The 21,899-nt window shown below is 34.4% G+C and carries 29 protein-coding genes; 26 read left to right on the top strand and 3 right to left on the bottom strand.

The window, feature by feature from the left end; all coding sequences use genetic code 11:
- The first annotated feature begins 235 nt into the window (after nucleotides 1–235).
- Genes rpsF through rpsR form a run of 3 tightly spaced genes read left to right on the top strand, consistent with a single transcriptional unit; the run spans nucleotide 236 to nucleotide 1,354 of the window.
- Nucleotides 236–535 (top strand): 30S ribosomal protein S6, encoded by a 300-nt coding sequence (gene rpsF, locus AC4BC5_RS07025; RefSeq protein WP_016176042.1) that lies wholly within the window; start codon nucleotides 236–238, stop codon nucleotides 533–535.
- 48 nt (nucleotides 536–583) lie between these two features.
- Entirely contained in the window at nucleotides 584–1,090 is a 507-nt protein-coding gene (gene ssb / locus AC4BC5_RS07020; RefSeq protein ID WP_490497402.1) for a single-stranded DNA-binding protein, read from the top strand.
- 24 nt (nucleotides 1,091–1,114) lie between these two features.
- Nucleotides 1,115–1,354, top strand: coding sequence for a 30S ribosomal protein S18 (rpsR, locus tag AC4BC5_RS07015; protein WP_016176044.1), 240 nt, complete (start codon nucleotides 1,115–1,117; stop codon nucleotides 1,352–1,354).
- 88 nt (nucleotides 1,355–1,442) lie between these two features.
- Here rpsR and AC4BC5_RS07010 read toward each other — a convergent pair whose 3' ends face one another.
- Entirely contained in the window at nucleotides 1,443–2,591 is a 1,149-nt protein-coding gene (locus AC4BC5_RS07010) for a site-specific integrase (protein WP_490497401.1), read from the bottom strand.
- Nucleotides 2,592–2,686: 95 nt separating this feature from the next.
- Nucleotides 2,687–3,265, bottom strand: coding sequence for a helix-turn-helix domain-containing protein (locus AC4BC5_RS07005; RefSeq protein WP_490497400.1), 579 nt, complete (start codon nucleotides 3,263–3,265; stop codon nucleotides 2,687–2,689).
- A gap of 156 nt (nucleotides 3,266–3,421) precedes the next feature.
- On the opposite strand from AC4BC5_RS07005, the gene AC4BC5_RS07000 reads away from it, so the two are divergent.
- The 17 genes from AC4BC5_RS07000 to AC4BC5_RS06920 all read left to right on the top strand — a co-directional run bounded on the left by AC4BC5_RS07000 (nucleotide 3,422) and on the right by AC4BC5_RS06920 (nucleotide 11,683).
- Nucleotides 3,422–3,625 (top strand): helix-turn-helix domain-containing protein, encoded by a 204-nt coding sequence (locus tag AC4BC5_RS07000; RefSeq protein ID WP_490497399.1) that lies wholly within the window; start codon nucleotides 3,422–3,424, stop codon nucleotides 3,623–3,625.
- Entirely contained in the window at nucleotides 3,625–3,906 is a 282-nt protein-coding gene (locus AC4BC5_RS06995) for a helix-turn-helix domain-containing protein (protein ID WP_490497398.1), read from the top strand. The genes AC4BC5_RS07000 and AC4BC5_RS06995 overlap by 1 nt, the downstream gene beginning before the upstream one ends.
- Before the next feature lie 84 nt (nucleotides 3,907–3,990).
- Nucleotides 3,991–4,695 (top strand): BRO family protein, encoded by a 705-nt coding sequence (locus AC4BC5_RS06990; protein WP_490497397.1) that lies wholly within the window; start codon nucleotides 3,991–3,993, stop codon nucleotides 4,693–4,695.
- Nucleotides 4,696–4,716: 21 nt separating this feature from the next.
- Nucleotides 4,717–5,058 carry a hypothetical protein gene (locus tag AC4BC5_RS06985; RefSeq protein WP_490497396.1) on the top strand — a complete coding sequence of 114 codons (342 nt, stop codon included), beginning with the start codon at nucleotides 4,717–4,719 and terminating at the stop codon, nucleotides 5,056–5,058.
- A complete protein-coding gene (locus tag AC4BC5_RS06980; protein WP_490497395.1) occupies nucleotides 5,055–5,645 on the top strand; it encodes a hypothetical protein in 591 nt (196 codons plus the stop codon). The genes AC4BC5_RS06985 and AC4BC5_RS06980 overlap by 4 nt, the downstream gene beginning before the upstream one ends.
- A gap of 134 nt (nucleotides 5,646–5,779) precedes the next feature.
- Nucleotides 5,780–5,944 (top strand): hypothetical protein, encoded by a 165-nt coding sequence (locus AC4BC5_RS06975; protein WP_490497394.1) that lies wholly within the window; start codon nucleotides 5,780–5,782, stop codon nucleotides 5,942–5,944.
- Nucleotides 5,941–6,171 carry a hypothetical protein gene (locus AC4BC5_RS06970; protein ID WP_490497393.1) on the top strand — a complete coding sequence of 77 codons (231 nt, stop codon included), beginning with the start codon at nucleotides 5,941–5,943 and terminating at the stop codon, nucleotides 6,169–6,171. Before AC4BC5_RS06975 ends, AC4BC5_RS06970 begins: the two co-directional genes overlap by 4 nt.
- Nucleotides 6,171–7,076 carry a phage replisome organizer N-terminal domain-containing protein gene (locus tag AC4BC5_RS06965; protein WP_490497392.1) on the top strand — a complete coding sequence of 302 codons (906 nt, stop codon included), beginning with the start codon at nucleotides 6,171–6,173 and terminating at the stop codon, nucleotides 7,074–7,076. The genes AC4BC5_RS06970 and AC4BC5_RS06965 overlap by 1 nt, the downstream gene beginning before the upstream one ends.
- 16 nt (nucleotides 7,077–7,092) lie before the next feature.
- Nucleotides 7,093–7,425: a hypothetical protein gene (locus AC4BC5_RS06960; protein ID WP_490497391.1), complete on the top strand. Its 333-nt coding sequence runs from the start codon at nucleotides 7,093–7,095 to the stop codon at nucleotides 7,423–7,425.
- Nucleotides 7,426–7,428: 3 nt separating this feature from the next.
- Nucleotides 7,429–7,641 carry a hypothetical protein gene (locus AC4BC5_RS06955; RefSeq protein ID WP_490497390.1) on the top strand — a complete coding sequence of 71 codons (213 nt, stop codon included), beginning with the start codon at nucleotides 7,429–7,431 and terminating at the stop codon, nucleotides 7,639–7,641.
- Between the two features lie 190 nt (nucleotides 7,642–7,831).
- The gene (locus AC4BC5_RS06950) at nucleotides 7,832–8,302 is read left to right on the top strand and encodes a terminase small subunit (RefSeq protein ID WP_490497389.1); all 471 of its coding nucleotides are present in this window, start codon (nucleotides 7,832–7,834) and stop codon (nucleotides 8,300–8,302) included.
- A gap of 18 nt (nucleotides 8,303–8,320) precedes the next feature.
- Nucleotides 8,321–8,599: a hypothetical protein gene (locus AC4BC5_RS06945; RefSeq protein ID WP_490497388.1), complete on the top strand. Its 279-nt coding sequence runs from the start codon at nucleotides 8,321–8,323 to the stop codon at nucleotides 8,597–8,599.
- Between the two features lie 11 nt (nucleotides 8,600–8,610).
- Nucleotides 8,611–9,207 (top strand): hypothetical protein, encoded by a 597-nt coding sequence (locus AC4BC5_RS06940; protein WP_490497387.1) that lies wholly within the window; start codon nucleotides 8,611–8,613, stop codon nucleotides 9,205–9,207.
- Nucleotides 9,208–9,677: 470 nt separating this feature from the next.
- Nucleotides 9,678–9,896 carry a hypothetical protein gene (locus AC4BC5_RS06935; protein WP_490497386.1) on the top strand — a complete coding sequence of 73 codons (219 nt, stop codon included), beginning with the start codon at nucleotides 9,678–9,680 and terminating at the stop codon, nucleotides 9,894–9,896.
- Nucleotides 9,893–10,006 carry a cold shock domain-containing protein gene (locus tag AC4BC5_RS06930; RefSeq protein ID WP_490497385.1) on the top strand — a complete coding sequence of 38 codons (114 nt, stop codon included), beginning with the start codon at nucleotides 9,893–9,895 and terminating at the stop codon, nucleotides 10,004–10,006. Before AC4BC5_RS06935 ends, AC4BC5_RS06930 begins: the two co-directional genes overlap by 4 nt.
- A gap of 268 nt (nucleotides 10,007–10,274) precedes the next feature.
- Nucleotides 10,275–10,925 carry a hypothetical protein gene (locus AC4BC5_RS06925; RefSeq protein WP_490497384.1) on the top strand — a complete coding sequence of 217 codons (651 nt, stop codon included), beginning with the start codon at nucleotides 10,275–10,277 and terminating at the stop codon, nucleotides 10,923–10,925.
- Nucleotides 10,925–11,683, top strand: coding sequence for a Panacea domain-containing protein (locus AC4BC5_RS06920; RefSeq protein WP_490497383.1), 759 nt, complete (start codon nucleotides 10,925–10,927; stop codon nucleotides 11,681–11,683). The genes AC4BC5_RS06925 and AC4BC5_RS06920 overlap by 1 nt, the downstream gene beginning before the upstream one ends.
- 326 nt (nucleotides 11,684–12,009) lie before the next feature.
- Here AC4BC5_RS06920 and AC4BC5_RS06915 read toward each other — a convergent pair whose 3' ends face one another.
- Nucleotides 12,010–13,380: an ISL3 family transposase gene (locus AC4BC5_RS06915; protein ID WP_490497382.1), complete on the bottom strand. Its 1,371-nt coding sequence runs from the start codon at nucleotides 13,378–13,380 to the stop codon at nucleotides 12,010–12,012.
- 281 nt (nucleotides 13,381–13,661) lie between these two features.
- Between AC4BC5_RS06915 and AC4BC5_RS06910 the strand changes: the two genes are divergently transcribed.
- The 6 genes from AC4BC5_RS06910 (at nucleotide 13,662) to AC4BC5_RS06885 (ending at nucleotide 21,770) form a co-directional block, all read left to right on the top strand.
- Nucleotides 13,662–15,119 carry a GGDEF domain-containing protein gene (locus AC4BC5_RS06910; RefSeq protein ID WP_490497381.1) on the top strand — a complete coding sequence of 486 codons (1,458 nt, stop codon included), beginning with the start codon at nucleotides 13,662–13,664 and terminating at the stop codon, nucleotides 15,117–15,119.
- A 5-nt stretch (nucleotides 15,120–15,124) separates the two neighbouring features.
- Nucleotides 15,125–15,577 carry a 50S ribosomal protein L9 gene (rplI, locus tag AC4BC5_RS06905; protein WP_490497380.1) on the top strand — a complete coding sequence of 151 codons (453 nt, stop codon included), beginning with the start codon at nucleotides 15,125–15,127 and terminating at the stop codon, nucleotides 15,575–15,577.
- A 104-nt stretch (nucleotides 15,578–15,681) separates the two neighbouring features.
- Complete coding sequence (dnaB, locus tag AC4BC5_RS06900; RefSeq protein WP_490497379.1) at nucleotides 15,682–17,052, top strand: replicative DNA helicase; 1,371 nt, start codon at nucleotides 15,682–15,684, stop codon at nucleotides 17,050–17,052.
- Nucleotides 17,053–17,147: 95 nt separating this feature from the next.
- The gene (locus tag AC4BC5_RS06895) at nucleotides 17,148–19,073 is read left to right on the top strand and encodes a fructose-1,6-bisphosphatase (protein WP_490497378.1); all 1,926 of its coding nucleotides are present in this window, start codon (nucleotides 17,148–17,150) and stop codon (nucleotides 19,071–19,073) included.
- A gap of 447 nt (nucleotides 19,074–19,520) precedes the next feature.
- Nucleotides 19,521–20,813: an adenylosuccinate synthase gene (locus tag AC4BC5_RS06890; RefSeq protein WP_490497377.1), complete on the top strand. Its 1,293-nt coding sequence runs from the start codon at nucleotides 19,521–19,523 to the stop codon at nucleotides 20,811–20,813.
- A 90-nt stretch (nucleotides 20,814–20,903) separates the two neighbouring features.
- On the top strand, nucleotides 20,904–21,770 hold the full coding sequence (locus tag AC4BC5_RS06885; protein WP_490497376.1) for a DegV family protein: 867 nt from the start codon (nucleotides 20,904–20,906) through the stop codon (nucleotides 21,768–21,770).
- The last annotated feature ends 129 nt before the right edge of the window (nucleotides 21,771–21,899 follow it).

Raw genomic sequence — 21,899 nt, 5'->3', positions numbered from 1 at the left:
TAATTCCTCAGCGAAACAAGCATAATTTTATGTTTGTTTCGCTTTTTTCTAGTTATTTTGTCAAAATAGCGTAATTACTTATGAAAATCAAATTCATTCGATTTAACAATCATGAGAAAAAACTTGCGTGGAAAAGAAAAACAGTGTATAATTTATCTTTGTGAGTAGTCTTAAAAGACCATTCTCTGCTCCTAGATTGTACTAGGGGCCAAAGTCCATAGGGAGGTGAAAATCAATGGAAAATACGAAATATGAAATTCTTTATATTATTCGTCCAAACATTGATGAAGAAGCAAAAACTGCTTTAGTGGAACGTTTTGACGCAATTTTGACTGATAATGGAGCGGAAGTTCTTGAGTCAAAACTTTGGGAAAAACGCCGTCTAGCATATGAAATGAACGGATTCCGCGAAGGTATCTATCACATCGTTAAAGTGTCTTCTCCATCAAATGCAAATGCAATCAACGAATTTGACCGTCTTGCTAAAATCAACGACAGCATTATTCGTCACATGATTGTTAAAGAAGAAGCTTAATAAATTGTTTCACGTGAAACAAAAATAACGATGAAGGGATGATGAATTTTGATTAACAATGTTGTATTAGTAGGAAGATTGACAAAAGATCCTGATTTACGTTATACCGCAAGTGGTACGGCTGTTGCTACTTTCTCATTAGCAGTGAATCGTAATTTTACGAATCAAAGTGGAGAAAGAGATGCAGATTTTATTAACTGCGTGATTTGGAGAAAATCAGCAGAAACACTCGCAAATTATGCCCGTAAAGGTACATTGCTTGGAGTGACAGGAAGAATTCAAACAAGAAACTATGAAAACCAACAAGGTCAAAGAGTTTATGTTACTGAAGTTGTAGCAGAAAACTTCCAATTACTAGAATCTCGTTCAACTAGCGAACAACGTCGTGGAAACGATAGCGGCGATTTTGGTGGAAATCAATCAAACTTTGGAAACAGCTACAATCAAAATCAAACATCTCAACCATCGAACGGAATGCCTAGTTTTGATCGAGACAACTCTGATCCATTCGGGGGTTCATCAATCGACATTTCAGATGACGATTTACCATTCTAAGAAATTTGATAGGAGGGAAATAGGATGGCACAACAAAGAAGAGGCGGACGCAAACGTCGTAAAGTAGACTATCTTGCAGCTAATCATATCGAACACGTTGATTATAAAGACGTTGAATTATTAAAAAGATTTATTTCAGAACGCGGTAAAATTTTACCACGTCGTGTAACTGGTACTGGTGCTAAAAACCAACGTAAATTAACAGTTGCTATTAAACGCGCACGTATTATGGGATTACTTCCATTCGTAGGCGAAGAAAACTAATTAGCTTAAATGATAGGCTGAACCGTTGATATACCAACGGTTCAGCTTTTTTCTTTTGTTAATTGAATACGGTTTTGAATACGGATTACTACATATTTAGGTGTTTTACGAACTTTTCAACGATATTTATTTTGGTTTCTTTGCTAAGATGTCCGTATATATCCATCGTAATTGTGATAGATGAATGGCGTAATCTTTCTTGAACTTCCTTCATACTTACTCCAGCATCTAATAACAAGCTAGCATGAGTGTGACGTGTTACATGACTCCCCATGAAAGGAATGGCAGCATGCTTAGAAATCTTTTTCATACGTACATAAAAAGTATTATGAGTGATCAGTTTTTTCTCAATGCTACAGAAGGGCATTGTAGGGTTCGTGATACCTAATTCAAGCATGTAGATCCTTTGATTCACTTGCCAACGTTTTAAAACAGCCATTGTCTTAGCATCTATCGGCAATACATCAATACTTGTATCTGTTTTAGGTGTAGTTATTTGTACGCCATGTTTGACATCACTTAAGGTTTTGTCGATAGACACAGTATTTTCTTTAAAGTCAATATCGGACCAGTTGAGAGCTAAAGCTTCAGAGATACGGCACCCACTATAGACGAGAAAGCGTAGCATCGTTTTGTTAAAGTCATCATCATAGGTAGCAGGACGATGATTCACATAATCAAATAAAGCATTTAACTGTTCTTTGGTATAAACTTTTACATGTTCATTATTGGATGTCTCTTTCTTTCGCTGTGGCATCATCACGTTGGAAAGTGGGTTGCTTTGGATAATGCCTAGATTGATAGCGTATTTAAAGATACGGCTTGCTGAGGAATGCAAAATACGATATTGATCTGTTTCTTGTGCCCATTGGTTGATGATTTTTTGCGCATGCTTTGTTGTTACTTCCTTCATTTTCATGTTGCCGTAGATAGGTAGCAACCATTTCTTAAACTTGATCTCTGTTTTTATAAGTGTAACTTCTTTGACAGTTGTTTTATAAACCTCAAGCCACAACTCATAAACCTCTTTAAATGTTTCTTCATTCCCTTTTTTTAAGCCATCTGATACGTAGTCCACTTGCAGTCTTGATAGAGCGAGTTGGGCTTCTTTTTTTGTTTTGAAATTCCTTCTAGTGGTTCTTACTTCTTTACCTGTTAAAGAGTCAACGCCAAGATAAGCCTGGAACAACCATGCTTTCGTGCCATCTTTCTTTTCATATTGCTTAAATGTTGCCATGTTGTTTCCTCCCAGTACCTAACGTGGGGCGTTTGGATGTAGAGGATGATTTAATTCCTATGCTTTAAAAGTGTAGAAAAGGATGATGAAAATTTCTATTTTTGTCTTTGTTCTAATCTATTTAAAAAAACTTTATCAAGTTCTTTTGTTATTAATTCTGTCGTTTCTAGATAGCTTTTTACGAAATCTAAATCTGATCTTGGTTTTATACCTTTGTCAGTTTTTTTTAAAAGGAGGCGCCCTCCAAATAATCCATTATTTGAAAAAATCAACTCGCTCAACTTTTTGAAACTTTCTATTTCAGTACTATTTTTTTGCGATAGTGAACTAGTCAAAGTAACAAGATATTCAGAAATAGCCTCACTAATTTTTTCTGCTTCTTCCTTATCATCCATGTTTTCAAGCTTGTCGATTATTCCAGCTAAAACAGACGTAGAAAGATGATTTCCGAACTCTAATGATGAATTCAATTCATTTTTTATATCACTTACTCCCATGATATAAGGAACCGAAACTTCAAAATAATCAGCTAATTGTTGCCAAGTTTTTGAATCACGAGGCTCCCTTTTTCCAATCTCATAATTTCGATATGTTTGATAAGGAATATCTAATTCATTACTTACATCGCCTAAACTTTTCCCGCAATCTTCTCTAAGTTCTCGTAATCTACTCATAGTGTGCTCCTTTATTATATTTTTATATAATATTATTTTATCCAAAAATATAGTTAAATACAATGATTTTTTCAAAATGGATAAAAAACACTTGAATAAACTAAATGGATAATATATAATAAAAATATCCAAAATGGATAAAAAGAGGTGATAAACATGTTCGAAATTGATAAAGAAATGGCTTCAAAATTAAGAGAAAGGAGAGCAAGAAAAAATATTACTTTAGAAAAGGCAGCGAATGAAATTGGAATTTCTCGAATTACATTAGGAAAAATCGAAAATGAACAAATTTCTGCTGTACGAAAAACAGTTTATAAGAAATTAGTTGATTGGTTGATTAATGAAAAGGTGGTGAAATGATGGCAAAGCTACAAATTGACAGCATGGATCTAAAAGATGAAGCATTTTCTCCTATTGTGGCGATGATTGCTTTAAAGGTGGATGAAGCTTTTCAGTTACACCAGGCACGCAAGGAGCTACCAAGATATATGAAGCAAAATCAAACGTGTATTTATATGAATTGTTCCTATAATCGCTTGCAGAAATATAAGCGTATGGGATTGAGAATCATCATATTAGATGGTGAAGAAAAAATTGATCAGCGTGATGCAGATGCGTTCATGGAAAAACACAAAATTTAAAAAATAATCTAGCGTGGGGCGAGGTTGTAACGTCACTAAGTCAAATGTCTGTTATAAGGTTTTTGATATAGGGAGGTGTGAACAATGCAAAAATTGGTATTAGCACAAGAAGAATTGTTTCAAAGTGTTCGCTGCGATATTTGGATGGATAGGAATCGAAATCCCTTCATGACTATCCAACAATTGGCGAATGCTTTGGAATATAAGAGTAAAGATGGAATAGAAAAAATTCTTAAGAGGCATCCATATTTGAGAGATAAAGAATTTTCAAGTACCTACAAACTGTCGGTAGTTGAGGGTGATCGCCAAGTAAAAAGGGAAACGATTGTTTTTACTCGTGATGGAATTATGGAAGTTAGCTTTTTATCTCATCAGCCAAAAGCACGGCATTTTAGATCTTGGGCTAGAAAAGTGATTAATGCGTTTGTAGATGGTCAACTCGTTTGGAAAGAAAAGCGAGAAACAGGCAAACAAATACGCTTATCAATGACCGATGCCATACGCGATGCAGGCTTTTCATCAAAGTTTTATGTCCACTTTACTAATTTATGCTACAAGTCAGCAATTGGCTTCAATGCGAGCCAGGTACGCAAGGCTAGAAACATCGCAAAAGGTCATAATATTTTAGATTATCTAAGCATTGAAGAACAAACAGCCGTTAACCAACGAGAGCAAGAAATTGCAACTTTGATAGGTCTAGGACTTGATTATGAACAAATTAAAGCGATTCTAGCTAATGGTGGAGTTATCTATCAAATGACCCTTAAAATGCCACAGAAGGCGATATAACTAATAAGGAGGAACAACAAAATGAATAAAGAAACAATGAATGTGATTCAAATTGACAGACAAAAGCAGCGTATTGTTAATAGCTTGCAGCGTGCTTTCTACGATATGAGTTTGGAAGAGGGAAAAGAGTTGATTATTGAAGCAAGTGCTGAATTAGATGATTTACAAGAACAGGCATTTGGTTACCAACAACCTACTGTTAAAAGTTGTTTAACAAGCTTATACGAGCTTTCTGTTGCGGATAGTATAAATAATTCAGACGGTTCACAAATCACTGTACAAGACGTTCAAGCATTGTTTTATAACGATATTGAACAATTAGCCGAATTATTAGGGATTGAAGTGGGGGAAGAATCAAAATGAATATTATTTATCCAATGTTAGTAGAAAAATCGTATCAATTTATGCAACAACAAGGGATTGAAGTTAGCAAAGCAGAAGTTTATCAGATGATGGTTCGTGAAGGAATAGTAACACAAACAGGAGAACCGACCAAGAAAGCAGTCGGAGAAGGGTTAGTTACCTCATATCAGAAACAGCATTCAACGTTGAAGGAATTTAAAAAAGAGTATCCGTTATTTCGTAAATATCCAGTAAAAGAATTTACACAACAAGATGGAATTTGGTACGTGTCTCAAAAAATTATTGAAGAGATAACAGATTTATTACAATCCGAAAACTTTAGTTATGACGAATTAAAACAGGTAACAACCTATTTTAATTTCAGAAATTACGAGAATCCGCACCATAGTATTGCAGAAATCAAAGGTGTGTACCATCCGCTATATACTCCTTATCCTGACGAATTGTTCCAGGTTGTAGATGGTCAAGTGGCCATTCCTAAAAGTGTCATGGAAGATATTCTTTTGCGGTGCAAGAATGGTGAACTAGAAGTGACGGATGAACAATATCAAGGGTTCAAAGCATTATTAGAAAACTTGGAGGATTAGTTATGGATGCTTGGAGAAAAGAAAAAAGCCTTTGCTGTCAAATTCTTTGGCGAGAATCAGCAAAAGGCAACATGATAGGTTTCTGACCTATATATCTTTTCTCTAAGTATACCAAATATTTGGAGGAATGAACATTGAGAAAGAAAAATAGACGTATCATGGCGTTGATTATTGTTGCAGTACTGTTTTCAGCGTTACCCATAATAGCAAAACTAATTCTTATTAGTCCTTTGTATGTTCAATTAATAATGGATTGGGATGATTTTAGTTTGAATTTAATGAAAGAAGGTCAGAAATGATGAAAAAAAGTGAAATAACAGCTTGTGATTTAGCTAAAAGTGCAGGAGATTTACATTGCTTAGCAATTGCATTAGATAAATATGTTTTTGACAATGTTTCTTCCGTTGCTAACGTCACAGTAGATTCTCTAAGCGGATTAAATGGAATGGTTCAAGCTATTTTATTGATGGCTGACAGTCATTCAAATAAAGCTAGTAAGTTTGATATGAACGAGGTGCGTAATTAATGCAGTATAAAAATGATTCTACAGCAAAACGTTATTATTGGCTCAAATTGAAAAATGATTTTTTTGATCAAAAAGAAATTAAGTTACTAAGGAAAATTGCTGGTGGAGATACATTTACAATTATTTATTTAAAGATGCTGCTTAAAAGCTTGCAAGATGATGGTTCGTTGTATTTTGAAGCAATAGGCGATGATTTTACAGAAGAATTAGCGCTTGATTTAGATGAAGATGTTGAAAATGTGGCACTAACTATCCAATTTTTACAAGCTAAGAAATTACTCGAAATTATTGAAGAAGATGAATTTTTCTTGAATCGAGTACCTGAAATGATTGGTTCAGAAGCCTATAGTACTGAAAGATCTAGACGCCATAGAAATAAGAAAAAACAAAAAATGTTGCAATGCAACGCAAATGAAACAGAAGAGCAACGCAATGCAACTAAGAGAATAGAGCAAGAGCAGAGAAAAGATTTAGAGAAAAGAGAAAAGAGAGGAGAGCAAAGAGCAGAGAAAGAGCAAGAACTAGAGTCAGAGCTAGATAAAGAGACAGAGACAAAGTTAGAGGGAGAGTTATATGCTTCCGTTGCTCAATCACTTTCTAACCATTCTCAGTTAACCTTAACGGATTGTTTTTCTGAATTCTCAAATTCTTTTGGGAGACTTGTCGAAACAGAAAGAAAAATCTTTAGAAAGTTAGCAAATGAGTACAGTATTGAATTTCTTCATGAAGCTATAAGTAAAGCTTATTGGAGAAAGATGAATGGAACTGAGATTGATGTTCCAGTAGCTTATATTACATCTTTATTGAAACAGTGGAATGACAAAGGATTTAAGTCCGTGGAAGATATTGATATCGAGCAAGAGAAATTCAATAAAGAACATTATGGTGATGTTTTACCATTTTAAAATCGGAGGAACGAGTATGACAGAATTAACAATTATCGAACAGGCAGTATTAGATTTAATTCCGCTAAGTATTGAAAGAAAAGTAGCGATTAGAGAAATCAGTAGCTTAATTGATATCGATGAACGAAGTGTATATGAAGTAATCAATAGTTTGAGGAAAAAGGGAATACCAATTTGTGCTATCAGACACGGAGAACCCACAAATAGGGGGTACTTTATCGCTACCAGCGAGGAAGAACGTGCAGAGGGTCTTGCTTCATACAAAGCACAAGTAGTAGATATGAGCCGTTTAATCAAGATTATCGAAGAAACAGACTTGAACGGTTGGCAAAACCGTATAGGAGGCTAAAGTATGAACAAAGTTATATTTATTGGAAAGGATAATAAATATAAATGCGTAGAAGTAGCGGATTTCAGTAACGTTACTCTAAAAATTCAAGATGGAACACTTGTATTAGTGGAACAGCATGAAAAGAAAAAGCCTGTTGATTTGTTAGACTTACCTAGTGGCAAAAAAACAGTAGAAACATTGAGAAATCAATTAAAAAATAGTTTTCTTTCGTGAAAAATGATATAATAAGATAATAAATAAAAGAACTATCTGACTAGAATTCTAGAGGATATGAACACATCGCTTTTGTGAGGTGTGTCATATCCTCTTTTTTGCATACAAAATAACACAGGTTGCAACTCTATAACGGAACGATGTAGAAGCGCTATAGTCAAAGGAATATTGTACTAGAAAAGCAAGTAGCGTGTTAACCAAGGTTAGTGTTGTGGATTATAGCGTTACAAAAGATATGACAGATGCTAGTCAAAATGAGGTTTTAGGAATGAGTGAAGACTATGAAAACTTAATAAGACACCTAAGGAATACTCGTAGTAAATATAAAATGACTAGGGATGAAATGTTTGATCATACAGAATGGTATGTAAATCATCGGTTATTGACAAATAAAAACATCTCATTTTGTTGGGAATATTTTAAAGATTTAAATCGCACTAGAGCTTACATGAGAGCGTATGGCTGTAGTTATAGAACAGCTAATATAAATGCTAATCGCTTATGGAAAAACGTTTATATTCAAGAAATAATCCAATGTATTCAACTACAAATACAGATTTACATAAGTGAATCACTTGAATTTGAACGATGGGCAAAAATATTTGGTCTTTCTTTTGAAGAAAAGCAAAAAGGTAGAAAATCAATAATATTTTTAGATTAATCAACTGGAGGAATTAGAATGAGTGTAGAAAACAACGAACAGCAACCATTAGAAACATTTACTTTTAACTCGGACTTTGCCAAACGCTATGCAAGTCTATTAGGAAAAGAGAACAATCTTACGGATGAACAAGTAGAAACATTGGGAAAGTTGACAACAAGAGAAGATCAGGAACTTCAAGCAAGAGAATTTGTGGTAATAAATAAAAATAAATATGTTCCTGGTACGATGGGAAAACGTATAGCCCAACAAAACAGACAGCAACCGCTAAAATATAGTTTCTTTGATAACAAATAGGAGGTTTGAAAATGGCTGGAAAAATGAATGAGGAAGTAAAACAAAGTATTCAGAAAATTAATGACTTGCTTAAACCATTACAGGAATTGAACTCCAAACGCAATAAAATGAATGGAGAACTTAGAGAAGCTAATAAAAAAATAAAGGAATTAAAAGAACAATTGGAAGATCAACCTAGTTTTGATTTATTAAATGAAATTAAATTATTGGAGAGTAATTACAATGAATATTGTTCTATGAGTGATGAAGTATATGAACAAATTACAGCAGAAGAAAAGAGCATTGAAGCGCGTGTGAAAATGATGGTTGAGTCAATTATCAGAAAAATAGTAATATCCGAATATTTACAGAAGAAAAAAGAAGCAGAGAGAATTGTCAAAGAGGCCGCTCAATTAATACTAGAAACAGAGCAATCGTTACTTGATTATCGCCAGAATGCTATAGATAAAGCTGAAACTATTGTAAAAGATAATACGTCACTTCATTTAGTAACTTTGGAGTGGGAAGCATGGAGAAAGATCCGAAATAACGCTGCAAAACCAAAATTTCTAGGACCAGACTTAAAGACTGCTTTGCAGAATATCCATACTCATTATTACACCTATTAGAAATTTGATGACATAGAAATAGATTGTTTCAAAAAAGCACATAAAAAACGCTCCCTTTCAAACGTAGCGCTACATAGCGTTACATGTAGCGTTACAAACCAGAAAGATGGGAATAAGAATTTATATACCTTGCAGAATATTGCTTATTTACCACGTTATGATAGAGTTTATGCTAAATATAGCACTCATCACTTGCAATATTAGGGAGACTAACACACACTGATATAAATGCTAGTTATATGTGGTAATTCGTGGTAGAAATTGTAACTTGTGATGATGGCATGAAAAAGAGTTGCCTACTATCAGTAAAATTTTGGATAATCAAGCACCATCTTCATTGGATGAATACCAAGTATTTTGAACTTATATCTAATTTATCGGAAAAATCGGATATAATGAAGTGATGAATATTCTTATGATGATACAGAAATAAGAGAACACGGTGTTGTCTTGGAAAGGAGAAAAATAGAATGGATTTAGAAAGTTTCGTTGGTAAAACGGTACGTGTAACTTTTAAAGATGGAAAAATACTTTCTGGAAGAATTACTGACTACACAACAAGTGAAGATAATGACGATGAAGGCGAATATCTTGTAATTAAACCACAGTCAGGAAAACTTAAAGATCGTTCTGTTGCTTTCTTTGAAATGGAATTGACATCTTTGTCCATCATTCAAGAATCAAGATGAATGGCTACAGAAAGCTAGTTGAAGGGCAACAAGTGGAATATGAAGTAACAGAGCATGAAGGACGTAACAAGGCGGTAAATGTGGTTGTAGTAAGCGATGTAGCAGATTAGTAGTTTCAGTTTATTTCAGAATTTAGAGGGTTGCATGATTATGTGCAGCCTTTTTTGTTAGTATTAATTTTCTAGGCGGTTGCTTAGGCTTTTTTGATTCACTCTTTTAGCATACATACACTTAAAAATGTCTAAACTTTCCATTTGTCAAGCGATTTATATTTACTTACTATGTTCCCATTGGTATACTATATATAGTATAGAAAATATAGTAGCTTTTGTTAGGCATATAGTGTATAATATAAAGCTTCGCCGAAAGGTCTCTTGTATGAATTTTGAGTTACTAAGGAAAAGTATTTTTGATATCAATGAATTACATAAAACGATATCTGAGGATCACTTTTCTAATACATCGTATAATTTACGTAATATGTCAGTCAAGGATGTTGTAATCTCTAATAAAGTTTCTAGTGAATTTTTAGAGTATATAGATGAATATTATGAAAAATTAAATTTAGTAATTGCGTATTCTGATTTTGATGTTGATTATAAAGATTGGGATGGAAGAATTCGATTAAAACAAAAAGAATCTATTCAAAACAAGTTGTTGTATTACTATTCTAATCATGAAGATGGACGAATTGCAATACAGAAGTGTCTGAATGATTTATTAGGATTTAGACTTATTCTAGATGAATTCCACAGTACATCAGAAGAATTTAAGATGTTCATGGAGGAAGTTAAAACAAACATACAGTTGATGAGATGGTATAACAGAGACAGAGATGGCTATATCGCTACACATATTTATTTTAAAAATATGAACAATAAGTACTTTCCATGGGAGTTACAATTATGGAATACTGAAAATGCAGTTTCAAATGAAATTTCTCATGCAGAACATAAAGCAAAGAGAGAGTATATTATTTGGCCGAAAAAATATAAAGAAGGAACTTTATCAAGAAAGGATGATGAGTAATGGCGTATCATTTTATTGCAATAGCTAGTTATTATGAAGGCGGTACAAGAATTGGATGGCATTATTCATCGGAAGAAAATCTTGATAAATCGGTTATAGAGGATTTTTTAACTAAAAGTAAAGCTGAGTTAGGAAAAATCGATTTTGGGATTCATAGATTAACTACTGATTCTACTTCATGGGAAAGCGTTTATGAAAAAGATTCGTTTTTTAAAGATATTTATATAGCTGACAACATGGATGGCTTTATTAAATTATTGAAAAAAGATAAAGAAATAAGTGCATTAGATATAGCAAAATTTTTTGTGACGATAGCACCCATTACTAATTTAAAGTTACAGAAATTAATTTATTTTGCATACTCAACTTATTTAGAAATGACATCTGAAAGGTTATTTAGCGAGAAAATTATTGCATACAAATACGGCCCGGTAGTTGAGGAAGTGTATCATGCATACAAAGGTTATGGTCGAAGTGAGATAGAAGAGGATGATACAGTATTTTCTTTTGAAGAACTTACCGTACCAATGTCATTAGCTAAAATAGCTATGAGTAAAGATTATGTAAACGTGATAAAAGCATTAACTGAAACAATAAGAACATATTGGCCCAGAACAGCAAATCAATTAGTGTCTATTTCTCATGCTCCGGATGGTCCATGGTGTAAAGCTTATATTGAAGGGTGTAATGTAGAAATAACTGATAGTTTAATAGCTTCATATAGTTATAAGGAAAAAGAATATATTGAAACAATTTAAGTATTTGATATTAGCGGGATATGATGTATTCAACCGTTATAAGATTTGAATGCTTAAATAAAAAAATTCCCCTCATTCGAGAGAAATTGCCCCACGTTAGATGAAGAATTTTGAATACGTTTTTGAATCCGATTGATAATAAGATAGTGAATATTAGTGAAACTATTTTACTCTTTCAACGTCTAAAAATACTAGAAACTCAATCCCTAGAAACGTAGAGAAATAGCAACTTTATTCGTAGGCGAAGAAAACTAATTTTGGCTCTTTAACAACTGGTGTTGGTAAAAGTTTAGACAATCTTTAACAGTTCGAATAGCGTCTTTGGGTCAAGCAGCGTTTTTCGCTGCTTGACCTTTTTCTTTGGTTTTGATTGGCAACGTGCGATAGTATTTCCCACGTTGGATAAAGATTCGAATCTTAAAATTAATGAAATTTCGAAAACCATAAGCCGTTCGTTTGATGACTTTAATATGATTATTCGTTGCTTCCACAGGTCCATTTGAATAAGACAAAATCAAAGCAAGGATGATTTCTTTTCGATATTTTTTATACGTACGAATCGTTTTTTGATAGCCTTCAGACAGGTGTTTGTAGCTTTGTGTCAGTAATTCTTCAAAACCTTCAATGGCTTCTTTTTGTTTTTCTTTTTCCTCAGAATAACGTAGCACACGTAAGAATGCTTGATAGGTCTCATATCCTCGATTTAACTCTGGATCGTAAGTAAGGAGACGATCCACAATCTCTGTCTGCGTTAAATAATCCTTAAAAGAAGGACGCCAATACCGATGACTCCAGTCTAACTCACTCTGTCTTTTCTGAAGTAGTTTCCAATATTTTTTTAACTGTCGGTAGCGTTTATCAGTATCGGGAAAGGACTTCATAACAGTGATTCGCTGGTTTTGAAACGTTCTTCCAATCAACTGAACAATATGAAAACGATCAATTAACACCTGTGCATTTGGAAAGAGTTCTTTTGTCAAAGTGATATAGGGTGAATAAAAATCGGTCACAACAATGTTTACTGCCTGTCTTTCTTCTAAGGAATAGCGGTAGAAATAGGTTTCTAGCCGAACTTTCCGTCGATCCTCTAACACATCAAGTAGTCGCCGGTTTTCTCCATCCACGAGAATACAACTCATAGCTCCTTCGGCAAACGCTCCTGATTTAAATTCATCCAAGCAAAGCACCGTAGGCAATGCTTGTTTTTCCGGCAATGTTGGTTGGTAGAAGTCCCGAAGAACACGCAAAACCGTCATAGGAGCGACACCGATTTGTTTGGCAATATAGGTCATAGAGACGGAGTCTTCCAACATGGTCGCAATTTTCAATTTCACTCGTTGAGCAATGGAACAGTTCGGTTGCGTCAAGGTCGAGGAAGCGACAAAGGTTTGATTACAAGCTTTGCATTTAAATCGTTGTTTCTTTAGACGAAGATAGGTTTTGTATTCAGATACTTTGTTTACCTGAGTCATAACCGTTTTAAATCCCCATTTAATGATCGTCTTTTCATTACTTTCTCCGCATTTTTCACAATTATCAGGTGTATAAGAAAGTCTACCATCAAATACGTGACAAATTTCTCCTTTGATTCGTTCTTTTGTATAATTTCCAAGCTGCTTTTCTGTTTCGTTTTCATAAAAAGTAATATTAAAATCTAGAATATCTAAAACTTCTCTGATAAAATGAGAGATGGACATCTTGATTCCTCCTTAGATTGGTTTTCGTCGACTTTATTCTAACGGATTTCAAGATGTCTGTTTAGTTATACACACAAAAAAAGTGCTGGCAATTTCTACCAACACTAAAAAGTATAGAGCCCTAATTTTCCAAGATCTCACTGGTTTAGCTAGTGAGATCTTTTTTTTGACCAAAGAAAATGAAAAAGCAAGTTTCATCAATTTGTGGTAAAATAAAAGGTAAAGTTTTCATTTTGTTGGCGTTCATTATAGATGAATCGAGATAGATTAAGGAGTAAAATATGACAACAGCAATTGGTATTATCTCACTAGATAATTACGATGATGTAATTGATAAAATGGATGACAAACATATTTCTTACCTCAATACATTAGTTACAACGTTAGTTTCTGATTGGGCAAGTGAGTATCATGTTTTTTATAAGCGTATTAATTCAGAACGTTATTTTTTTGTCGCTGATACAACGGATATTTTACGAATGCAAGAGAAAAATTTTGATTTATTACAACATGTTAAAAATTCAGAAGTCCATAATGAATTAGTTTTAACAATTAGTATGGGAATTGCCTATGGAGAAACATCTGCTGAAAAAATTGGTGAAATTGCTCAAAGTAATCTAGATATGGCGTTGGCTCGTGGGGGCGATCAAGTTGTAATGAAGGATACTGATCCACAAGCAAAACCACAGTTTTTTGGAGGCAATACTGACGGTACCATTAAACGAACTAGAACACGTTCACGCGCGATGAGTATGTCGCTGAATCGCATTTTTAAAGACAATCAAAAAATCTTTATTATGGGGCATCGTTATCCGGATATGGATGCTATCGGTGCTGCTTTTGGAGTAGCGACTCTTGGAAAATTTATGAATAAAGAATGTTATATCATTTTAAATCGTGATGAAGTAACTGCAGATATCACTCGCGGTTTAATCGAAATTGATAATTATCCAGAAGTGAAAAATATGGTTATTTCAAGTAAAGAAGCATTGAAGTTACTTGATAAGCATAGTGTTTTAGTAATGGTAGATTACCACAAACCTTCAATGTCAATTTCACAAGAAGTGTATGAAGCTGTTGAAAAAATTGTAATTATTGATCACCATCGTCGAGGAGATGAATTTCCAGCGAATCCTCTTTTGACGTATATTGAAGCATCTGCTTCATCAGCGTCCGAATTAGTAGCTGAATTGATTCAATACCAAGCTGATAAAAATCATCATTTATCAAAAATCACAGCTACTTTATTACTTGCGGGAATTTATGTTGATACCAAAAGCTTTGCCGTTCGAACAACAGGACGAACGTTCGATCTTGCCAGTTATTTAAAAAATCATGGGGCTGATTTGTCAATTGTTCATGATTTATTAAGTTCTGATTTAGAGGCGTATTTGCAAATTAGTGAATTGGTATCGCGTAGTGAATACGTTACACCAGAAATTGTCGTTTCAGTTGGTCCTGAAGACAAAGCTTATGATAATGTAACCATTGCTAAAGCTGCCGATACGTTACTATCGATGAATGATATTCAAGCTGCTTTTGTCATTACAAAACGTTTGGATCAGCGCATAGGAATTAGTGCTCGTAGTTCGGGTAAAGTGAACGTGCAACGATTAATGGAAAACTTCGGTGGTGGAGGTCATTTCACTAATGCAGCTACACAAATCGAGGGAAAAACGCTTGAAAAAGTTCGTGAAATGCTATTTAATGAATTAAGAATACTGGAAGAAAAGGAGTAATCAACATGAAAGTTATTTTCTTAGAAGACGTTAAAGGAAAAGGAAAAAAAGGCCAAGTAAAAGAAGTACCAACTGGTTATGCCCAAAACTATTTAATTAAAAATAATTTGGCTAAAGAAGCCAATCGTGAAAGTTTAGCAGAGATGTCAGGCAAGAAAAAAGCGAAAGAAAAGCAAGATGCTGAATCGTTAAAAGAGGCACAAACACTTAAAGATTTCTTGGAAAAAGAAGAAACTGTAGTTGAAATTAAAGCAAAAGCAGGCGCAGATAGTCGTCTATTTGGTTCAATTCCTTCCAAACAAATTACTGATGCATTGAACAAGCAATATAAAATCAAAGTTGATAAACGAAAAGTTGATTTAAAACAACCTATTCGTTCATTAGGCTTTACTGATGTGCCAGCAAAATTGCATCCAGAAGTTACAGCAACTATTAAGGTACATGTTGTTAGTGAATAATACACACGCAGGCAGATTTCGAGAGTTCGGGTCTGCCTTGCACTTTGCATTTTAGTCAAATAATTGTAAAATAAATGCACTGACTAAGTATAGGAGAGAAACGTATGAATGAAGTTTGGCAAGATCGTGTGCCACCGCAAGATATAGAAGCAGAACAAGCCGTCTTGGGGGCCGTTTTCCTTGATTCTGATGCCATTATAGAAGCAATGGAATTGATTGAGCCCCGTGACTTTTACCGTCGCAGTCATCAAATTATCTTTCAGTGTATGATTCAGTTGAATGATCGTAATGAAGCGATTGATTTGATTACATTAAAAGCTGAAATTGAAAAAAGCAATGCGTTGGAAGACGTAGGTGGTATTAGTTATCTAACCGAGTTGGGCCAAGCTTCGCCTTCTTCAGCGGGTGTATCACATTATGCAAAAATTGTTGATGATAAAGCAACCTTACGTAATTTAATTCAAGCTGCTAATCGAATCGTCACTAAAGGGTTTGAGCAAGATGAAGAGGTTCAAGCAATTGTTGATGATGCAGAAAAAAGTATTCTAGAAGTATCAGAAAAAAGAAACAGTACAGGTTTTCAATCTATTGCTGATGTCTTAAATCGAACGATTGAAAATATTGACCGTTTGGCACAAAATGATGAAGAAATTACTGGTTTACCAACAGGTTATCAGGCATTGGATAAAATGACAGCAGGTTTACAAAAGGAAGAATTGATTATTCTAGCTGCACGTCCTGCTGTAGGTAAAACTGCATTTGCACTAAATATTGCTCAAAACGTAGGAACGAAAACAGATAATACTGTCGCTATTTTTAGTCTGGAAATGGGGGCTGAATCGTTAGTGAGTCGGATGCTTTGTGCAGAAGGTTCGATTGAAGCAAGTCATTTGCGAACAGGACAATTAACCGATGATGAATGGCGAAATTTAATTGTGGCGATGGGAAGTTTATCACGAGCTAGTATCTATATTGATGATACACCAGGGATTAAAATTTCAGAAATTCGTGCCCGTTGTCGTAAATTAGCACAGGAAAAAGGAAACTTAGGGTTAATATTGATTGATTACTTACAATTAATTGAAGGCACAGGACGCGAAAGTCGCCAACAAGAAGTTTCGGAAATTTCTCGTCAACTAAAAAAATTGGCAAAAGAATTAAAAGTACCCGTGATTGCTTTGTCTCAGCTTTCTCGTGGGGTAGAGCAACGCCAAGACAAACGCCCTGTGTTAAGTGATATTCGTGAATCAGGTTCGATTGAACAAGATGCCGATATTGTTGCCTTCTTATATCGGGATGATTATTATCAACGAGAAGGCGATGAGGATGAGAATGGTGAGGAACCACAAAACGATAATGTTATCGAAGTAATTATTGAAAAAAACCGTAGTGGTGCCCGTGGTACAGTTGAATTACTTTTTATCAAAGAATATAATAAATTTTCTTCGCTTTCTCCAAGAGAAGAATTTGCTTAAGAACTGCTTTGGCGGTTCTTTTTTGTTTAACTTGTATTTTAATCTTGTACAAGCTGAATAATTTTGATATAGTACTGAACAAACGGGGTGAGTCTATGTTAGAGGAAAAATATTATGCTTTATTAAAAGAAAAATTTCAGAACAAGGAAAATGTTGTTACCGAGATTATTAACTTAGAAGCTATTTTGCATTTGCCAAAAGGAACAGAACATTTTGTGAGTGACGTTCATGGAGAATTTGAGGCTTTTGACCATGTGTTACGCAATGGTTCGGGAAGTGTTAAAGAAAAATTAGTTGAATGTTTTGCTGATACACCGGTGGATATTGATGATCTAGCAACTTTGATTTATTATCCAGAAGAAAAAATGCAACTAGAAAAATCCCGAATGACTCAAGTCGAACGTGAGCAGTGGTATGGAGAAAAAATTCAATTGCTCATTCAAACTATTAACTTTTCTAGTCGTAAATATACACGTTCAAAAGTACGTAAAGCTTTGCCAAAACGTTTTAGTTATATTATTGAAGAACTATTAACTGAATCTCAAAAAGAACCTGGAAAAGAAGGGTATTTCCACGCAATCATTGATAAAATTATTCAGCTTCATCAGGCGACTGCTTTAATTAAAGATTTATGCTATTTAGTTCAACGATTTGTGGTTGACCATTTACATGTGGTTGGTGATATTTATGATCGTGGTCCAGCACCCGATTTTATTATGGAACGTTTGATTCAACATCATTCAGTAGATATTCAATGGGGAAACCATGACATTGTTTGGATGGCGGCAATGGCAGGTTCGCCGATTGCAATTATGAATTTATTGCGAATTTGTGCCCGTTATGGGAATTTAGATATTGTTGAAGAACGCTATGGTATCAATGTTCGTCCCTTAGTTGAATATAGTAAAAAACATTACCTTGCCAATGAGAAATTTGCTCCGAAACTAGCGCCTGATGAGGATGAACTGACAGCTACTGAAAAAGAGTATTTAAATGTCGTGCAACAAGCAACAACAATTTTACAGTTTAAATTAGAAGGACAATTAATCGATCGTCGTCCGGATTTTCATATGAATGACCGACATATGCTAAAAAATATTGATTATAATACGCAGGAAATTAGCTTAAAAGGTAAACGTTACCCACTGGTTAATTTTCAAGCGCCAACCGTAGATGCTACCAATCCTTGTGCATTGACTGAAGAAGAAGAACGCTTATTGAACAAATTAATGTTATCATTTCAAGCATCAGAAAAACTTCGACGTCACACTGATTTTTTAATTGAAAAAGGTAGTATGTATTTGTGTTATAACGGAAATCTTCTCCTACATGGTTGTATTCCATTACATGAAAATGGTGATTTTAAATCTTTCCGTATTAATCAAAAACAATATGCTGGTAAAGAATTATTGGACTATTTTGAGAAACAAGTGCGTAAAAGTTATAAAGATTATTCAGTTTCTGATGATTTAGCAACTGATTTATTGTGGTATCTGTGGACTGGAGAGTGTTCTTCGTTATTTGGTAAGAATGCAATGACGACCTTTGAACGCTACTACATTGAAGATAAAAAAACGCATAAGGAAGAAAAAAATGCTTATTATCATTTGCGTAATGAAGAACATATTTGCCAAGATATTTTAGCCTTATTTGATTTACCGATTACCGGACATATCATCAATGGTCATACTCCTGTAAAAGCTAAAAAAGGTGAGAGTCCAATTAAAGCCAATGGTCGGTTATTGGTGATTGATGGTGGCTTTGCTAAAAGCTATCAGCAAGAAACGGGGCTGGCAGGCTATACGTTACTTTCTAATAGTTATGGTCTTCAATTAGTTGCCCATCAACCGTTCTCTTCTGTAGATGCAGCTGTCGCAGAAGGTAGTGATATTTTATCAACTAAACGATTGATTGAAACTGTGGATACTCGTACGACAGTTGGTAACACCAATACGGGTCAAAAATTAAAACAAGAAATGAATGCTTTAGAGACGTTATATCAAAATTATGAAAAATGTTAATTAACCGAGTCTTTGACATAAGTTTTTAACCCAAAAATATAATAAAATTGCTAGAGAACTGTTTGCCATTTTTTGGCAAACAGTTCTTTCTTTTTTCCTTGATTAATCTTGACGACGCTTAGTGAATCTAAGAAGTTTTATCCATCAAACTTCTACGAATATTAGGAACCCACTAGCAGTTTTTTATGTGCGGCTGTTGAGTTCCTATTTGACATATAAAATCGCCCCTATATAGGAAGAGCATATCAGAATGGTTGCTAGCTTTTTTCTTGAATATTATTTCTATGTTCGTTTTTTCGTTAATTTTATATTTTTAATTAATTAAATGTTCGTATTTTTCTTTTTTTAATAATTAAAAAGGTGTGAATATTCGATTTTTATTGAAATTACTTTCAAAACTTGTTACAATAATTTAGGAATGCACTAAATAAAGAAAGAGGTATTCATATGTCATCAGTGGTAGTTGTAGGTACGCAATGGGGCGATGAAGGAAAAGGGAAGATCACCGATTTCCTAAGTGAAAATGCAGAAGTCATCGCTCGTTATCAAGGTGGAGATAATGCAGGTCACACAATCAAATTCGATGGTGTCACATACAAATTGCACTTAATCCCATCAGGAATTTTCTACAAAGAAAAAATTAGCGTGATCGGAAATGGTGTTGTCGTTAACCCGAAATCTCTAGTAAAAGAATTAGCTTATTTAAAAGATCATGAAGTTAGCACAGAAAATTTACGTATCTCAGATCGTGCGCATGTTATCTTGCCTTACCATATCAAATTGGATCAATTACAAGAAGATGCTAAGGGCGATAACAAAATTGGTACAACCATTAAAGGGATTGGACCAGCTTATATGGATAAAGCTGCTCGTGTTGGTATCCGTGTGGCTGATTTGTTAGATAAAGAAATTTTTGAAGAACGTCTACGTATTAATTTAGAAGATAAGAACCGTCAATTTGTTAAAATGTTTGATTCAGAACCAATTGACTTTGATGATATTTTTGAAGAATATTATGAATATGGTCAACAAATTAAGCAATATGTAACAGACACTTCTGTTATTTTGAATGATGCATTGGATGAAGGCAAACGCGTTTTATTCGAAGGTGCCCAAGGTGTTATGCTAGATATCGACCAAGGAACATACCCATTTGTAACATCTTCAAACCCAGTTGCGGGTGGTGTAACAATTGGTAGTGGAGTAGGTCCTTCTAAAATTGATAAAGTTGTTGGTGTTTGTAAAGCATACACTTCTCGTGTAGGTGATGGTCCATTCCCAACAGAGTTATTTGATGAAGTAGGAGAAACTATTCGTAAAGTTGGTCGTGAGTATGGTACAACAACTGGTCGTCCACGTCGTGTTGGTTGGTTTGACTCTGTTGTTATGCGCCACTCTCGTCGAGTATCAGGGATTACAAACTTATCATTAAACTCAATTGATGTGTTGAGTGGTTTAGATACGGTTAAAATTTGTACCGCTTATGAATTAGATGGTGAATTAATTTACCATTATCCAGCAAGCTTAAAAGAATTAAATCGTTGTAAACCAGTATACGAAGAATTACCAGGTTGGTCAGAAGACATTACTGCTTGTAAATCACTAGCTGAATTACCAGAAAATGCTCGTAACTATGTTCGTCGTGTTTCTGAGTTAGTTGGTGTTCGTATTTCGACCTTCTCCGTAGGTCCAGATCGTAATCAAACGAATATTTTAGAAAGTGTTTGGTCTCAAATTTAATTAATCAAAGATTCATCAGAAAACACATTTTCTGATGGATCTTTTTTCTTTTGGTATAATAAGAAGTACTAGGTCAGGAGGGGAAAAGAGATGTTTCAAATTATTACTGATGCGTGTTGCGATTTACCCGCAGAAATCCTCGATCAAGCAGATGTTGCGTATATTCCAATGATTTTAACACTTGATGGAAAAGAATATGTCGATGATTTAGGTCAAACATTTGATTATGATGGATTTTTAAAAAGCTTACAAGAAAATAAACAACCAACCACCTCACAAATAAATATTGGACGTTATATGGAATATTTTCGTCCGCATGTGGAAAATAACGTCCCCATTTTATACATCGGTTTTTCTTCAGGTCTCAGTGGTTCTTACAGTAGTGCCTTACAAGCTGTAGAATTATTGAAAGAAGAATATCCGCAAGCACTTATTTATTGTATTGATACGAAGGCCGCCAGTTTAGGTGAAGGAATGTTAGTTATGGAGGCTGCTCGTTTACAAAAAGCTGGAAAAACACTAGAAGAGATTGTCGAATGGTTAGAAACATATAAAATGCATGTACGTTCTTGGGTCATGGTGAATGATTTGAAGCATCTTGAAAAAGGTGGGCGCATTTCTAAAGCTGCAGCTACGATCGGTGGTTTATTACATGTTAAACCAATTATCACAGTTGATAGGGAAGGTAAGCTACAAAATGTTGATAAAGTACGAGGCCGCAATAAAGCAATTCATAAAATTATCGCAGAAACAGTTCACGAATTAGATTTAACGATTGTGAATCAATTTTATTTAGCCCATAGTGGCGATCAAGACACTGCCCAACAAATTATGGAAGAGCTAAAACGTAGCTACCCAGATATTCCAGTTATGCGTTATTCTTTGGGACCAACCATTGCAAGCCATACAGGATATGGTTGCTTTGCGTTATTTTCGATGGGAAAAAATGCAAGATAAGCAGTGAGGGTGTATTTCTTGGGATGAATCTATGAATGGTTATGACCGTTTTCTTGCAATAATTTGCTATTTTTTGATTATTTCTTACGATTGGTTTTTTCATCTGCTCTTTTTGATTAAAAATGGTAT

Source organism: Enterococcus sp. AMC2644, from assembly GCF_058216475.1.
The sequence above is the reverse complement of the archived record's forward strand: the minus strand, read 5'-3'. Positions and strand labels throughout refer to the sequence as shown.